The following is a 14,662-nucleotide window of genomic DNA, read 5'->3' as shown; positions in this document are numbered from 1 at the left end:
CTAAGCCGCTCCCAACCTCGACGCAAAGAACCTCGGGCAGCCGTCGCAGGAAGAAAGCCCGAGGTTCTTCGATTTTGACTAACTTAAATAACGGCCTGCGCCGCGAAATCGTTACGGATCAAGTCCGCCGCCAGTTGACCGCCGAGCGCGGTCATCGGAATACCGCCGCCGGGATGCGTCGAACCGCCGACGAAGTAGAGCTTGTCGACGATGGCGCTGCGGGTCGGGATTTTGAAACCGCCGTTCTTCCGCTTGTCGGCTGCGACTCCGTAGAGCGAGCCGCCGGTCGCTCCGTAGAGAGCCTGCAGATCGTCCGGGATGAAATCGTATTCGAATTCGATCGCGGCACGCAGACCCGATGCGCCCATCCGCTCGAGCTTATCCAGCACCAGATCGCGATAGTAGTCCCGCCGGTACGACCAGCTTTCCCCTTCGCCGATCGGCGGGACATGGGTGATGACGACCCAGTTCTCTTTGCCCTCCGGCGCCTGAGTCGAGTCTGTCTTGCTGGAGATGCCGACATACACCGTCGGATCCTCCGCGGGCAGTTTCTCGTGGAAAATGCGGCGGTATTCGCGCTCCGGATCTTCGGACATGAAGTAGTTGTGATGCCGCAGGTTCGGGTAGGAGCGGCCGACGCCCAGCAGCAAAATATGCGCGGATGCCGACGGCTCGAACCGAGACAGCTTGCGCACGGCCTCATCCCGCCTCGGGTGTTCCGTAAGCAGCGTGGAATGGGCCGGAATCGCTTCCCGGTTGCAGACGACGGCGTCGGCCAGCATGAATTCGCCCCCGCGTATCCGCACGCCGACCGCCGCGCCGCGATCGACGACGATCGATTCGACCTCGGCGTTCGTCCGCACCTCTACGTCCAGCTCGTCCAGCAGGGTCAGCATGGCGCGGGCGATATTGTACATGCCGCCTTCGACGTAGTAGAGCCCGAGGCCGAGCTGCATGAACGCGAGCTGCGAGAGCAGCGCGGGCGCGGCCAGCGGCGACGAACCGGTCTGCGCCGCGAACGTATCGAACAATTGGCGAATACGGGAATCTTGAAAATAACGCGCCGTCGTCCGGGCAACCGTCTTCCGCGAATCCATGGCAAGCCGCTCCTTCATCGAATGAAGCTGCCGCAGATCGGGCGGACCGCTTAGACTATGCTTGTAAAAGCTCTTCAGACTGAGATCGTACAACCTGCGCGCATGCTCCAAATAGGGCAAGAGATGCTTCCGGTCTTCCGTCGACACGGCGCCGATCGCATCCAGCAGCCGGGCTAGGTCGCCGCTCAGGTCCAGCTCCGTGCCGTCCTCGTACCGGACGCGCCACTGCGGTTCCACTCGCGTGAGCGTGACGTAATCGGACAATCGGCGCCCGCTCGAAGCGAACAGCCGCTCCAACACCCAAGGCATCGCGAGCGAGGAAGGTCCGGTATCGAACGTAAAACCTTGGCCGGAGCGGATGTTCAGCTTGCCGCCGGCCCGTTCGTTCTTCTCCAGCACGACAACCTCGCGGCCGTCCGCCCGCAGCCGGATGGCCGCGGCTAATCCGCCGATGCCGCCGCCGATGACGACGACTTTTTTGGGAATATCGGACATGCGTAAGTTCCTCCTCCTAGGTGCGTCATTCGTCTTCGGGCATGCCCATACAGGCATCCCGACCTATAGCTTCAGTCTTTACCCTTTTCGTTGGAGGAAATACTTGGAGATGGAGGCGGCAATCCGTTATTTTTCAAACCTTCTCCGAACGAATCTCGTCTAATTATGGGAAATACATCCAAGGAGGCGAAATCGTGAACAAAACGATGATCGTCGCATCGGCCGCAGCCGTGCTGATCGCCGCGACGGTGATCTGCGCGCAAGCCGAGACCGACGGGGAGTCCGGGGCGTCGCTTGAGCCTCGGCCCAAGATTAGCAAGCGCGATTATGAACGCATGGCTCCGATTGTCGCGGCGGTGAACGCCGGCCGGCTCCCGATCGCCGCGCTGCAAGCCGCCCGGCCGCTGATTGACGCCAGTCCTCGGCCGCTATCCGAGGAGCGCGCCGTCGATGCCCGGGAATCCGGTTACGGGCAGACGCCGTAAGCGCACGCGCTCGATCATGATGGCTTCATTTGGGGCTTCTCGCGGGCAGCGCTTGTCCTCGATAGGTCGGCATTCCGGCGTATTAAGCTTTCATCTCCTCCGAATCTGGTTACTAACAACATAACGCCGATTTGAAGGAGATGATCGAATGAAAGCCGTCACGTTCCAGGGAGCGAAGGATATTCAAGTCAAAGAAGTCGAAGCGCCGTCCATCCACAAACGGGATGACATCATCGTTCGCATTACGTCGACCGCGATATGCGGATCGGATCTACATATCTACCAGGGGGCCGTCCCGGCCCGTAAAGACTACGTCATCGGCCACGAGCCGATGGGCATCGTCGAGGAGGTCGGACCGGACGTCACGCGGGTGAAGAAAGGCGACCGCGTCGTCATTCCGTTCAACGTCGCCTGCGGCACTTGTCATTACTGCCAACACGACATGGAGAGCCAGTGCGATAATTCGAACCGAAATCCGGAGCTGGATACCGGCGGGTATTTCGGCTTCACGGAGCGTTATGGCGACTATCCGGGCGGACAAGCCCAGTATTTGCACGTCCCGTACGGCAATTTCATGCCGTTCGTCATTCCGGAATCGTGCGAGCTTCCGGACGAGTCGCTGCTCTTCATGTCCGACGTGCTGCCGACCGCGTATTGGACGGTCGAGAACGCGGGCGTCAAGAAGGGCGATACCGTCGTCGTGCTTGGCTGCGGGCCGGTCGGCTTGATGGCGCAGAAGTTTGCGTGGATGAAGGGGGCCGGACGGGTCATCGCGGTCGACAGCCTGCCGTACCGCCTGAACAAAGCGAAGCAGATGAATCAGGTCGAGACGTTCAATTTCGAGGAGATCGACGATATCGGCTGCTTCCTGCGGGAGCAGACGAAGGGCGGGGCGGACGTCGTTATCGACGCGGTCGGCATGGACGGCAAGAAATCCGTCATGGAGAAGCTCGGCCAGAAACTGAAGCTGCAGGGCGGCACGCTCAGCGCGGTGCATATCGCGCTCGAGGCGGTGCGCAAGTTCGGCACGATCCAGCTGACGGGCGTATACGGCTCGAATTACAACATGTTCCCGCTAGGACAACTGTTCGAGCGCAACATTTCGCTGAAAATGGGACAAGCGCCGGTCATCCATTACATGCCGCTCCTGTTCGACAAGATCGTAAGCGGCGAGTTCGACCCGCGCGAAATCGTGACGCATATCGCGCCGATCGAGCATGCGAGCACGATGTATCAAATTTTCAACGACCATGAAGACGACTGCATCAAAGTGGTGCTGAAGCCATAGCTTGACGACTGCCGCGCACGCGAAGAAAGGCAAGCTTTCGACCCGCATGTTCGGTTTGGGAGCTTGTTGCGCGTATAGCGGCTTTGCGTATAGCTGCCTGTAATTCCATTCGCTCCACCCGCATGCGCCGAATCGCCAGTCGGTTTTGCCGTGTCCCAACTTGGAAGATTATGCTATGCTTATGGCTTGGACGCGTCGTTCAGAGAGGCGACGCAAGCGTTACAGGGTTTACCCGAACAGGGCGGATTAAGTCTGGCGGGAAAGGAGCTGCGGGAATATGGAGATTATAGTCACACAGGCGCAAATGGCGGACTTGGACGAGGCGGCGGCTCTATTCGACGCCTACCGCGTTTTCTATGGCCAACAGTCCGATCTGGAAGGAGCGCGCGGCTTTTTGTTCGATCGGATGGCCTACCGCCAATCGGTCGTTTTTATCGCCAGAGACGATGCAAGCAGGGAGGCGGCGGGCTTCATGCAGTTGTACCCGACTTTCTCGTCCGTCTCGATGGAGCCGGTACTCGTGCTGAACGATCTGTTCGTCGCGGAAGCGCATCGCAAGCATGGCGTGGGGCAGCGGCTGCTGGATGCGGCCAAGTCGTACGCGGTATCCGTGCGCGCGAAGGGGCTCGAGCTGTCGACGGCTGCGGGCAACGCCGCGGCGCAGCGGTTGTACGAGCGCAACGGTTACGAGCGGGACGAAATCTACGTTCATTATTTTTTGCGAACGAACGGCTAATCATGATGGCGGGAGGCGTACGGAACATGGAGAAAGTTATGTTTATCGAACTCGGCATGGGCACCGATCTGCACGGGCAGAACATAACGAAGGCGGCGGTGCGGGCCGTTCAGAATGCCATTCACCACAATTCGATGCCGGGACTGCGATCGGTGCTGCCGGGCGGCAGTCTGGACAACATGAAGGTGAACGTGAAGTTGGCCGTCCCCTGCGACCGCGATCTGCTGGATCATGAGGCGGTGAAGGCCGCTCTTCCTTACGGCACGGTAACGGTCGAGATCATGGACGGCGGCATGTTAACGACGAGCGGCGTCGTGCTGCCCGATAAGGACGACAAGAACGATCTGATTTACGTCGTCGTTGCCTCGGTCGAAGTGGGGTATTAGGCATCAACGACGATTATGTAGCGGCATTCTGCGAAGAGTGCCGCTTTTACTTTCCCATGATCGTAGAGGGCGGACAGAACGGATGCGGTTATTTTCGCGGCTACTTCCTTTACTAATTATGGTAATATATATCCGAGAGAGCGACGTCATCGCTTGAGCACCTATCCACATTCACATGGAGGGCCTCATCATGAAAGCGCTGTATATTCCTACGCTGCTCGGTCTGCTAGCCTGGACTGCCGCCGCGGGCTGCGCGAGTACGCCGCCGACGGCTCCGGGCGAGTCCGTATCGGTCACGCGGGTGCCCGCCTCGGCGTCCCCGGCTGAATCGCCCAGTTCCAGAATCGAGCAAATTCGCATTCCGAGCCATGCGCTCGGGCGGGAGATGACGGTGTCCGTCTATCTCCCGCCTGGATACGATCCCGACGTGCGCTACCCGGTGCTGTATGCGCTTTACGGCTATGGGGGCACGCACGCGTCGTGGTTTGATTATTTGTCTCTCGACGACGTCGCGGATCGACTCATCCGGGAAGGCCGCCTGCATCCGCTCCTGATCGTGTCGCCCGACTATGGGAACAGCTTCGGCGTTAATTCGAGCCCCGCCGACGGACGCGATCCCGGGACGGTCAGCATCGGCCGCTACGAGGATTATTTGATGCAAGAGGTCGTGCCCTACGTGGACGACCGCTACAGCACGCAAGACAACAAGAGCGGCCGGTCTATCGGCGGCGCGTCGATGGGCGGCTATGCCGCGCTTTATCTCGGCTTTAATCACCCCGGACTGTTCGGCAAAGTGGGCGCCCACAGCGCCGCGCTATGGACGTATTCGGCCTCGGACTTGTTCACGGATCAACGCGATTGGCTGTACGCGTCCGAAGCGCTGCGCGCCAAGCGGGATCCGTTCAAGTTAATCTCGCCGGATAAGCTGGCGGGGATGCGGGTCTATCTGGACGCAGGGGAGTACGATCCGCTCGCGGAGCAGGATCAAGCGCTGTACGAGGCGTTGAAGGCGCAAGGCATCGACGCCGTCTGGTCGCCCGCGCCCGGCGGGCACGATGCCGGGTATTGGAGCAGTCAGCTGGAACGCTACCTGTTGTTCTACGCGGGGAAGAAGTGAGGAGACTTAGGGAGTGTCCGAGTCTTGTTTAGGTCAACCTTTTCGACGAAATGGGGAATTGGTAATGAAAGAGCGGATTGTGCGTCATGAAGATGTCGAGCTGTACACGCAAAGTTTCGGTGATCCCGCTGATCCGGCCGTATTGCTAATCATGGGCGCGCAAGCATCGCTCGTCTGGTGGGAGGAAGCGTTCTGCGCCAAGCTGGCGGAAGCGGAACGCTTCGTCATTCGTTACGATAACCGGGACACGGGACGCTCGACCGGTTATGAGCCGGGGAAGCCCGCCTATACGTTCGAAAATATGGCGGATGATGCCGTTCGCATTCTGGATGCGTACGGCATCGCGCGGGCGCATATCGTCGGGATTTCCATGGGCGGGATGCTGACCCAAATGATCGCGCTGCGCCATCCTGGCCGCGTGCGGAGCATCACGCTGCTGGCCACGTCCAACTTCGCGCCGGACCTGCCTCCGATGGAAGAGAAGGTCATGGCGTACTTTACCCAAGCGGGCGACATCGATTGGACGGATGGCGAGGCGGTCGCGGAGTTCGGCGTCGGCAAATGGCGGGTACTTGCCGGTGCGGCTCATCCGTTCGACGAGGCGCGCGTGCGCGAGCTGGCGGAAGAAGAAGTGAAGCGCAGCGTGGATATGGCGCGCATTAATAATCACGGGCTGCTGTCTGGCGGGGAATCGTATTTGGCCCGCACGACGGAGATCGCGGCGCCCGCGTTGGTCATCCACGGCACGGAGGATCCGATTATTCCGCTCCCCCACGGCGAGAGGCTTGCAGCCTTAATTCCGCGCGCGACTCTGGTTCGGCTACCAGGTTCGGGACATGAAGTCCATCCGCATGACTGGGACGTCATTCTCGGCGCGATCGTCCGACATACCGGGGAGGCGTGAAGGAAGCTGAAGAGCGGCATACGCGCGCGTCAAGCGTCGGAGGTTGAACGCAGGCGACTCTGGAAGGCCGTCCGGCATGCGGGCGGCCTTCTTGGCACGCCAAGGCGATTGACGTCTTGGCGACAGAAGGCGCTGCCTGCATTCATGCGGCTGCCGCCGCCGTTTTCGATAAAAAAAGGCAGTCCCGTTTCCCTAACATTTGGTATGCTGCATTTATCAAGCGCGCGAGCAGGCGCGTCACCGGGGAGGGAGACGTATGCGTTCCGAGTCGGCCATTCAGCCTGCCATCGACTATGTGGAGGCCAATCTGGGGGAGCCGCTCGAGCTCGCGCAGATTGCGCATGCGGCCGCCATGTCGGTACCGAATCTATACCGGTTGTTCTATGCGGCGACCGGCCATCCGATCAAGACATATATCCGCAACAGGAGAATCAACGAGGCCGCCAACCGGCTTCGCCATACCGCGTTGCCGGCGATCGAGATCGCGTTCGATTGCGGCTTCGACACGTACCAGACGTTCCTGAGGACGTTCAAGCGTACGACGGGCTTAACGCCCGTCCAATACCGGGAATCGGCGAACATCTACAGCTTCGAGTCGTTCGATGCGCCCGGTCCATCCGTGACGGCCGGCGGACGCGAAGAAGCCTTGGATCGCTGCTCCGACGTGCGGGTGATGCACCTTCCGCCGATGCAGGGGCTCGGCTATATGCACGCGGCCGATGCGGAGGAGGGAATCGAAGAGGCGGCGATGGCGCGATTCCGCGCGCTATTGACCGGCGCAGGCGTGGATATCGCGCAGGTCCGGCTGTTCGGCTGGAACGTGGATCTGCCGGATGAGGCGATGACGTCCCGTTGCGGGTATCGGCTCGTCGCCGTCCACGAGCAGGCGCAGCTTGCCGCGCAAGGCGATCTGCGGCCCGCATCGCTGCCGGAAGGTATGCACGCGGCGGCTTGGGCGCCTTCCGGTCCGGGGGACGCGATCACGGACGCCTGGAATCGATTGCTTGGCGAATGGCTGCCCCGCAGCGCCTTCGAGCTGCGGAGCGGGATTTTCTTGGAGGAGTACCAGCAGTTCGGCGGCCGGATCGCGCGGATGAAGCTGTATCTGCCGGTCTCTCGGGGCCGGGAGGCTGTCTCGATCATGATCGAGGAGCGTCCGCCGGTCCGGGGCATTGGCTTTCGCGCCGAAGGCGAGCAATGCGAAGCGCACGCGGATGAAGCGGCCGTCCGCTGGCTGACCGAGCGGATACCGCGACCGGCGCGGCGTCCGCGGCTGTACATGGGCAGCGGTTCATCGCCTGACGGGAAACCTTATTGCCAGCTCGTTCTGGCATTCGACGGCGTCATCGAACCTGGAGGCGGAGGCGATGAGACCGAGCTGGAGGGCGGCTTGTTCGCCTGCCTGCGCGCCAGAGTACACGGGCCGATGGGCGGCGTGAAGGAAAGCGTCCTCCGCTTTCTTGCGGGATCGCCTGAGTACGCGACGGACCCGGGGCGATGCGGCTACGTTTATTACGAGCCGGATTCGGCTGCCGCCCCCGCTCCGCGCCCTATGGACGTTCGCCAACCGTTCTCTGCAATCGCGGTATGCTGCGTGCCGGCCCGGCGGCGATTGAAGGAGGAGGGGAAGACATGAGCATGCCATCCGAACGGGAGCGGCTGCCGGGGAGTTATCGGCCGCGGTTGCTGCCCCGAACATTGACGATGATCCAAGGAGGAAGAGCGATGACAGACATGCGATCCGAACAGGGGACCGCGGCGAACGTCAGCCCGGTCAAGAATAAAGTCGGCGGCATTTTCATCCCCGTCCGGGATATCGAGCGCGCCCGCGGCTGGTATTGCCGGGTGCTCGGCTTGAACGAAGACGATTGTCCGGTGCACGCCGGCCATCTGTGCCCGCTGCCGATGGAGGGGACGGGCATCGTCCTCGACACGATGCCGCGCTGGGGCGGAAGCGAGCCGGGCGGCGCGCCTCCGTTCGCGACGCCGGCGTTCATGCTGCTCACGGACGACCTGGAAGGCTCGCTGCAATATATGCGGGAGATCGGCGCCGACCTCGTAACCGGCATCGAGCATGACCACTGGTTCGTCGTGAAGGACCCGGACGGGAATCTGTTGATGGTGTGCCGGGAATAGCGATTCCTTCGGAAGATGCCGCGAAGTCGCGGCCGTACTCGAGCTCTTTCCTGCGGGACGCTCCGATGAAGTAGACAAAACTAACCAATAAAGCATCTCGCGAAGGACTATTCCCGTGCTCCGGAGAATAGATAGGGTGACAGGCCCTTAATCTTTGCGGAGGTGGATTATGAAAGCGCTATTCATCGGAGGAACGGGCATTATTAGTTCGGCCATCACGCGGCAGCTGGCGGAGCAAGGCTGCGAGCTGTACCTGCTCAACCGGGGCAACCGCGGCGACCGTCTGCCGGAGAACGTCCGGCTGCTGCAGGCCGATATCAACGACGAAGCCCGCGTGGCGGAGCTTATCGAGCATATGTCGTTCGACGTCGTCGCGGATTTTATCGCCTTCCACCCGGATCAGCTGGAGCGGGATTTCCGGTTGTTCCACGGGAAGACGAAGCAGTTTATGTTCATCAGCTCCGCTTCCGCTTACCAGAAGCCGCTGTCAGACTACCGCATTACGGAGAGCACGCCGCTGGCCAATCCGTACTGGGAATATTCCCGGAACAAAATCGCCTGCGAAGAATATTTGATCCGGCAGTATCGCGAGCATCGCTTCCCGATCACGATCGTCCGTCCGAGCCACACTTATGACGAACGGTCGATACCGCTCGGCGTGCACGGGAGCCGGGGTTCGTGGCAGGTGGCCAAGCGCATGCTTGAGAACAAGCCCGTCATTATCCATGGCGACGGCACTTCGCTTTGGACGATGACGCATAACAGCGATTTTGCCAAAGGATTCATCGGCTTGATGGGCAACCTGCACGCGATCGGCGAAGCCGTGCAAATCACGTCGGACGAGTCGCTCACGTGGAACCAGATTTACGAAGCAATCGCGGATGCGCTGGGCGTCAAGCTGCGAGCCGTTCATGTCCCATCGGCATTCCTGGCCGCCTGCAGCAAGGAAGATTACACGGGCGGTCTGATCGGCGACAAGGCGAACTCCGTCGTGTTCGACAACGGCAAGCTGAAGCGGCTCGTGCCGGGCTTCGCGGCGACCAAGCGGTTCGACCAGGGCATCAAGGAGACGGTCCAATATATTCTCGACCATCCCGAATACCAGACGGAAGATCCCGAGTTCGACAGCTGGTGCGACAACGTGATCGACGTGCTGGACGGCGCGATCGCCGCGATCAAGGGTAATTGAATCGGAGTAACGAAACCATCCTGAGAGGGATGGTTTTTTCGACATATAGGAATGTACAAGGTTCACATCTATACAATCGTTTTGACCGATTAAAATCCGCGTTCGCCGCGATAAAAAACGTCATCTTCCCGCTGTCGGCAAGGAGGCTTATAATGCCAATAAATGGCGGAGGTGAGTGGGGATCACGGAGACATTTCGATTGGCGGAGCAATTTAAGACGTTCGCGGTTGCCGAATGCCGGGGGATTAGCCCATTGTATGAGACGCTTTCGCTTCATCTGGCCGAGGACGAGGAGCTGCTTCGCATAGCGGCCAGCGCAAGGGCAGGCCAGCCGATCCCGAACCTGATGTTCGGCGCGGTTCATGCGCTATTAATGCAGGGGGCCGTTCACGAACTGCGGGAGTATTACCCCAGCCTTACCCCGATTGCCCGTCCGGAGGCGCTGGCTTTCCCTTGCTTTCGAGACTTCTGCCGTCGCCATGCGCAGGAGCTGGTCGCCTTGCTGGAGAGCAGGCGCGTGCAGACGAACGAAGTTGGACGCTGTGCATACCTGTACCCTGCTTTTTGCGAGATTTACGCAATCGCCTCTCGGCCGTTGACGCTCGTCGAAATCGGCACCAGCGCGGGACTGCAGCTGTTGTGGGATCGGTATGCCTACCGATATAACGGCGTCGATGCGTACGGTAGCCCCGCCTCCTTGGTCCGTCTCGACTCGGAGATTCGAGGTAAGCGCCAGCCGAGCCTTCGGAAGCTGAGCCCGCCAGTCGCCGCCCGAATCGGAATTGACTTGCATGTCAACGATCTTGGACGGGAGGAGGATGCCTTGTGGCTGAAAGCGTTGATTTGGCCGGAACATCATGATCGCAGAACTAGGCTGGACTCGGCGGCAAAGCTTGTCCATGCGTGCCGGCCCGATCTAGTGGAAGGGGACGCTCTCGCGCTGCTAGCTGGTCTTGTATCGGCCATGCCGAAGGAGGCGGCTGTATGCGTGTTTCATACCCACGTGGCGAATCAGTTCAGCTATGTGGAGAAAAATCAGTTGATGGCGCAGCTTGACCAGATAGGCATGTCTCGGGATATTTTTCATTTGTATAACAATATGCAGGATCCGCTGCTTCATCTCGATTATTGGCAGAAGGGACGGCGGCAGCGCAGCCTGGTTTTGGCGGAGACAGATGGACATGGGAGATGGTTCCGGTGGCTGCTTGGAAGTAGTTAGGCGGAAGAGAGGAGCGTTGTATTGGAGCTATACGTCGTCCGGCACGGACAGACCGAATGGAACGCGCAGAACCGCGTGTGCGGCAGGACGGACATCCCGCTCACGGCGAAGGGCGAGGAGCAGGCGCGGGCTATCGCGGCCTCGTTGGCAGACCGCCATTTTGACGCGATTATCGCTTCGCCGCTTGCGAGGGCAAGGAGGACGGCGGAAATCATTGCCAACGCTCGGGGTGTCCATATAACAAAGGATGACCGGCTGATCGAGCAGCATTACGGATTTACGAAGGCGCGGCCCGCGATGACGAAGCATTCCGGCATGCGAAACAGCAATTTGCCGCAAAATTGCCCGGCGGCGAATCGATTTTGCAGGTCGCGCACAGGGTGTACGGGCTGATCGATGAGACGCTGTCCCGGTATCCGGGCGGGAGCGTGCTGTTCGTGACGCATGGCGGCATATGCCGCGTCGTTCATAGTTATTTTCACGAATTGTCCAATGAGGCGTTCGTTCGGTTTCATTGCGCCAACGGCGAATATCACGCCTATCGGGCACAGCGGGATGACAGCGTCTACGCCCCACATACGAAGTCTCCGTCAACTTAGCGACATTATGCGGTACCAGACAAAAATGGTACTTCCCGGCATCGAGCCCGCCCCGGATAATGTGAACTATCAGAACAGCACCGCCCGGCTGCCTGACGATCGTTTCGTTGCGCCGGCGCTGGGGGACGGGAGGGACGACGTTGAACTTTCTGCTCAAGCACGGATGGTGGATGATTTTGCTAGTCTTGGCCGCGATGTTGGGATGGATCGCCTTTTTGATTTACCGTTTTCTGCACGCGGATTTCGCGCCGTGATTGGCGGCGATGCAAGATAACGCGAACGCGTAGGAATGATCGGGAGGTGACGGTCTCATGGAGCGGACGGTATGCATTGTACCGTATCGGGCGGAATGGGCGCTCGAAATCGAACGGGAGCAGGCGCTTCTCGCGCGTCTGTTCGGCCGAAGCGTCCTGGCGATACAAGGCGAAACGGCTAGCGCCGTCTTTTAGCGGCGATGCGCGTTTCGTTCCAGAGAAATACAAGATGACTTATCTGCGTGAAACATATAACGCTTGTATTTGAACATATTGGCAGCACGTCCGTACCGGGGCTAGGCGCCAAGCCCATCTTGGATATCGCCGCATGCATCGAGACGTTAAGCATGGCGGATGCGTGGAACGCGCCGCTTGCCGTGTTCGGCTACGGGCACGTAGAACACGCCGAATTCCCGGAGCGACGCTTCTTCCGGCGCGGACCGCGCGGGGCGGGGACGCATCACCTGCATGTCTACCGGTTGGGCAGCGAATCGTGGGTGCGCGTCATCCGGTTCCGGGATTACTTGCGGGGAAATCCGGCGGCGCGCGACGCCTATTACGCCGTCAAGTTGCGCCTGGCGGCTGCGCATTCGGCCGATCGCGCGGCCTATACGAAAGGCGAAGTCGCCCTTTATTCTGGAGGCGCTGCGGGCGGCGGAGCAAGAGCGAGGCTAAGACAACTATTAAGACAACGACAAAGACCACCCGAAGGAAGCTGGCCCCGGAGGAGCCGACAGATCCTTGCGGATGGTCTTTGCGTTCGTTTAACCGGATGTCGTGCGGGAATGCGCTGCGGCTTTGGCCGGCTGCAACCGGCACAGCCGCTCCGAGTATGCGTGCCCCCACGCCGATACGGCGATCAGCACGATTACGCTCAGCAGCGCCAGCGTGAGCGCGTTGAGGACGCCGGCCAGCGGGAAGAGCAGCGCAAGCGCGATCAGCCCGGTCAAATAAGGGAGCGGCGTAGCGCCGACGACGATTCGCATGAACAGCAGATTGCCGAGCAGGAACAGCCACGGTCCGCCGACCACGACCGCGGCCGTCTTCAGCTCCATGTGGCCGGTCGGATGCGCGAGCATCAGCTCGTCGGCAACGGCGGAGATGATGACGCCCGCGACGAGCAGCAGATGCGTATACGTGTACGCCGAGCGCGCGACCCGTCCCGGATCTTCGGAGTGGGCGATGAAGTGGTGACCGGTTTTGGCCGTCGTATCGAAATAAATCCACCACATCGCCACCGTGCCGACGAACGCGATCGCGAACGCGGCGAGCGTGACCGGGGTCCATTCGAGCTTCGCGAAGGTCGCGCCCGTCACCAGCACCGATTCGCCGAGCGCGATAATGATGAACAAGCCGCATCGCTCGGCCATGTGGGAGCCTTCCACATCCCAGACGGCGGTCGGCGTCTTGCCGAGCTTGGGGGTCCAGAAGCCGAGAGACGGCGCGGCGTATTCGATCGCAAGCGCGGCCGCCCACAGCGCAAGCCGCCACTCGTCATGCGCAAGGCCGCCCGCGATCCAGAAGATGCCGGAGAGGGTCAGCCAGCTGAGAATGCGGATGAAATTGATCCGCAGCTGTTGCGAGCCTTTGCGCAGCATCCATACGGTGAAGGCGGAACGCCCGATCTGGAAGAGCGCGTACGATAGGGCGAAATACAAGCCGGTCGTCTCGAAGGCCTCGGGAATCGAGGTGGACATGACAAGGCCGAGCAGCATGAGGCCGATCAGCAGGAGCCGCACCGGAATCGTCTCGGGGTTCAGCCAGTTGATGACCCACGCCGTGAAGATCCATACCCACCAGACGGCCATCGTCAGCAGCACCAGCCGAATGGCGCCCTCCAGCGTGAAGTGCTCCAGGAAGGAGTGCGACAGCTGCGTAACGGCGAAGACGAAGATCAGATCGAAGAATAGTTCGATAAAGGACACTTTCCCGGAGTCGGCATGCCCCCGGGTTCGGAATAGCATCGCGTCCGAAACGGATTTTTTCATTTCCTTCCCTCCATGTCGTAGATGCGTGTTGGTCACATTTGCCAATACGAACGCTAGACAAGATTATAGCATGCGAAACCCGGGTGAAGTACAGGGATTAGGTCGGAGTTTCTCGCCGGCGCGTTATACATGCGGTAAAGGCGAGCTATTCACGCTGCAGCTTATCGGTTAAATTGGATAATTGTGGAAGTCGAGAGGAGGAGCTAACTTGAAACTTACGGTTGCGCTTTGTCTCATTCTGCTTCTGCCTGGGCTGTCAGGCTGCTCGGGACCGGAGCCTCGCATCATTGCGGACGAGGTGAAGTCGGCGATTGAGGCTGCCAAGAAGCCCATAGAGCAAATCTTGCACATGGAACCGCTGCGCGATGGTCTTCATATTTTTTACCGGGATGATGCAGGGCGCCTGAACGCCGGTTTCGTCCGACTGTCCGGGGACGATTAGCGATGGGTAATCGGTGAAGGCAGCGTGGAGTTGGACTCGGATTCGAAATCGGAGACTGACTCGGGATTAAGCTGGCTTGCAAGCAACAACCGGGACATACCGGCGAACTATACGTATGGGGCGCTGGATGATCCGAGTATTGCAACGGTTCGGATTCGCATGCAGAACGGGACGATCGACCAGATGGCCAAAATCGTCGCGACGCCTGAGGGTGCCCGCCTATGGTTCGTTTATTATAAAACGCCGGTAAATGCGCCGATCGAAATTTAAGGGTTAGCGGCGGACGGGACGACGCTCTATCCAAAAACGCCATACGATCGTCCGTAA

The 14,662-nt window shown here is 60.1% G+C and carries 16 protein-coding genes and 2 pseudogenes; 16 read left to right on the top strand and 2 right to left on the bottom strand.

What is annotated here, in order from left to right:
• Positions 1-83: 83 nt before the first annotated feature.
• Positions 84-1,592, bottom strand: coding sequence for a phytoene desaturase family protein (locus BCM02_RS05435; RefSeq protein WP_246183238.1), 1,509 nt, complete (start codon positions 1,590-1,592; stop codon positions 84-86).
• Positions 1,593-1,786: 194 nt separating this feature from the next.
• On the opposite strand from BCM02_RS05435, the gene BCM02_RS05430 reads away from it, so the two are divergent.
• From BCM02_RS05430 to BCM02_RS36555, 14 genes and pseudogenes are all read left to right on the top strand, one after another.
• A complete protein-coding gene (locus BCM02_RS05430) occupies positions 1,787-2,077 on the top strand; it encodes a hypothetical protein (RefSeq protein ID WP_148928055.1) in 291 nt (96 codons plus the stop codon).
• A gap of 148 nt (positions 2,078-2,225) precedes the next feature.
• A complete protein-coding gene (locus BCM02_RS05425; RefSeq protein ID WP_148928054.1) occupies positions 2,226-3,365 on the top strand; it encodes a zinc-dependent alcohol dehydrogenase in 1,140 nt (379 codons plus the stop codon).
• A gap of 277 nt (positions 3,366-3,642) precedes the next feature.
• Positions 3,643-4,101 carry a GNAT family N-acetyltransferase gene (locus tag BCM02_RS05420; protein ID WP_425466151.1) on the top strand — a complete coding sequence of 153 codons (459 nt, stop codon included), beginning with the start codon at positions 3,643-3,645 and terminating at the stop codon, positions 4,099-4,101.
• A gap of 26 nt (positions 4,102-4,127) precedes the next feature.
• On the top strand, positions 4,128-4,487 hold the full coding sequence (locus BCM02_RS05415; protein ID WP_148928053.1) for a Lin0512 family protein: 360 nt from the start codon (positions 4,128-4,130) through the stop codon (positions 4,485-4,487).
• Between the two features lie 190 nt (positions 4,488-4,677).
• Entirely contained in the window at positions 4,678-5,604 is a 927-nt protein-coding gene (locus BCM02_RS05410) for an alpha/beta hydrolase (RefSeq protein ID WP_187434043.1), read from the top strand.
• A gap of 64 nt (positions 5,605-5,668) precedes the next feature.
• Entirely contained in the window at positions 5,669-6,508 is an 840-nt protein-coding gene (locus tag BCM02_RS05405) for an alpha/beta fold hydrolase (protein WP_148928051.1), read from the top strand.
• 256 nt (positions 6,509-6,764) lie between these two features.
• Positions 6,765-8,144, top strand: a complete 1,380-nt coding sequence (locus BCM02_RS05400) for a helix-turn-helix domain-containing protein (RefSeq protein ID WP_148928050.1) — start codon at positions 6,765-6,767, stop codon at positions 8,142-8,144.
• Complete coding sequence (locus tag BCM02_RS05395; protein ID WP_246183237.1) at positions 8,141-8,644, top strand: VOC family protein; 504 nt, start codon at positions 8,141-8,143, stop codon at positions 8,642-8,644. Before BCM02_RS05400 ends, BCM02_RS05395 begins: the two co-directional genes overlap by 4 nt.
• A gap of 169 nt (positions 8,645-8,813) precedes the next feature.
• Positions 8,814-9,833 carry an SDR family oxidoreductase gene (locus tag BCM02_RS05390; protein WP_148928049.1) on the top strand — a complete coding sequence of 340 codons (1,020 nt, stop codon included), beginning with the start codon at positions 8,814-8,816 and terminating at the stop codon, positions 9,831-9,833.
• Between the two features lie 199 nt (positions 9,834-10,032).
• On the top strand, positions 10,033-11,052 hold the full coding sequence (locus BCM02_RS05385; protein WP_148928048.1) for a DUF2332 domain-containing protein: 1,020 nt from the start codon (positions 10,033-10,035) through the stop codon (positions 11,050-11,052).
• A 75-nt stretch (positions 11,053-11,127) separates the two neighbouring features.
• Positions 11,128-11,651, top strand: a pseudogene (locus tag BCM02_RS35885) (histidine phosphatase family protein).
• A 25-nt stretch (positions 11,652-11,676) separates the two neighbouring features.
• Positions 11,677-11,925 (top strand): hypothetical protein, encoded by a 249-nt coding sequence (locus BCM02_RS05375; RefSeq protein ID WP_148928047.1) that lies wholly within the window; start codon positions 11,677-11,679, stop codon positions 11,923-11,925.
• A 37-nt stretch (positions 11,926-11,962) separates the two neighbouring features.
• Entirely contained in the window at positions 11,963-12,100 is a 138-nt protein-coding gene (locus BCM02_RS35150; RefSeq protein ID WP_187434042.1) for a GrpB family protein, read from the top strand.
• A gap of 47 nt (positions 12,101-12,147) precedes the next feature.
• Positions 12,148-12,513 (top strand): annotated as a pseudogene (locus BCM02_RS36555) (GrpB family protein); the annotation flags it as partial.
• A 156-nt stretch (positions 12,514-12,669) separates the two neighbouring features.
• Here BCM02_RS36555 and BCM02_RS05365 read toward each other — a convergent pair.
• A complete protein-coding gene (locus BCM02_RS05365) occupies positions 12,670-13,893 on the bottom strand; it encodes a low temperature requirement protein A (RefSeq protein ID WP_148928046.1) in 1,224 nt (407 codons plus the stop codon).
• A gap of 208 nt (positions 13,894-14,101) precedes the next feature.
• Between BCM02_RS05365 and BCM02_RS05360 the strand changes: the two genes are divergently transcribed.
• Positions 14,102-14,335 carry a hypothetical protein gene (locus BCM02_RS05360; protein WP_148928045.1) on the top strand — a complete coding sequence of 78 codons (234 nt, stop codon included), beginning with the start codon at positions 14,102-14,104 and terminating at the stop codon, positions 14,333-14,335.
• A 24-nt stretch (positions 14,336-14,359) separates the two neighbouring features.
• Complete coding sequence (locus tag BCM02_RS05355) at positions 14,360-14,605, top strand: hypothetical protein (protein WP_148928044.1); 246 nt, start codon at positions 14,360-14,362, stop codon at positions 14,603-14,605.
• The last annotated feature ends 57 nt before the right edge of the window (positions 14,606-14,662 follow it).

The sequence above is a fragment of the Paenibacillus methanolicus genome (assembly GCF_008124765.1).
Lineage (GTDB): Bacteria > Bacillota > Bacilli > Paenibacillales > Paenibacillaceae > Paenibacillus_Z > Paenibacillus_Z methanolicus.
The sequence above is the reverse complement of the archived record's forward strand: the minus strand, read 5'-3'. Positions and strand labels throughout refer to the sequence as shown.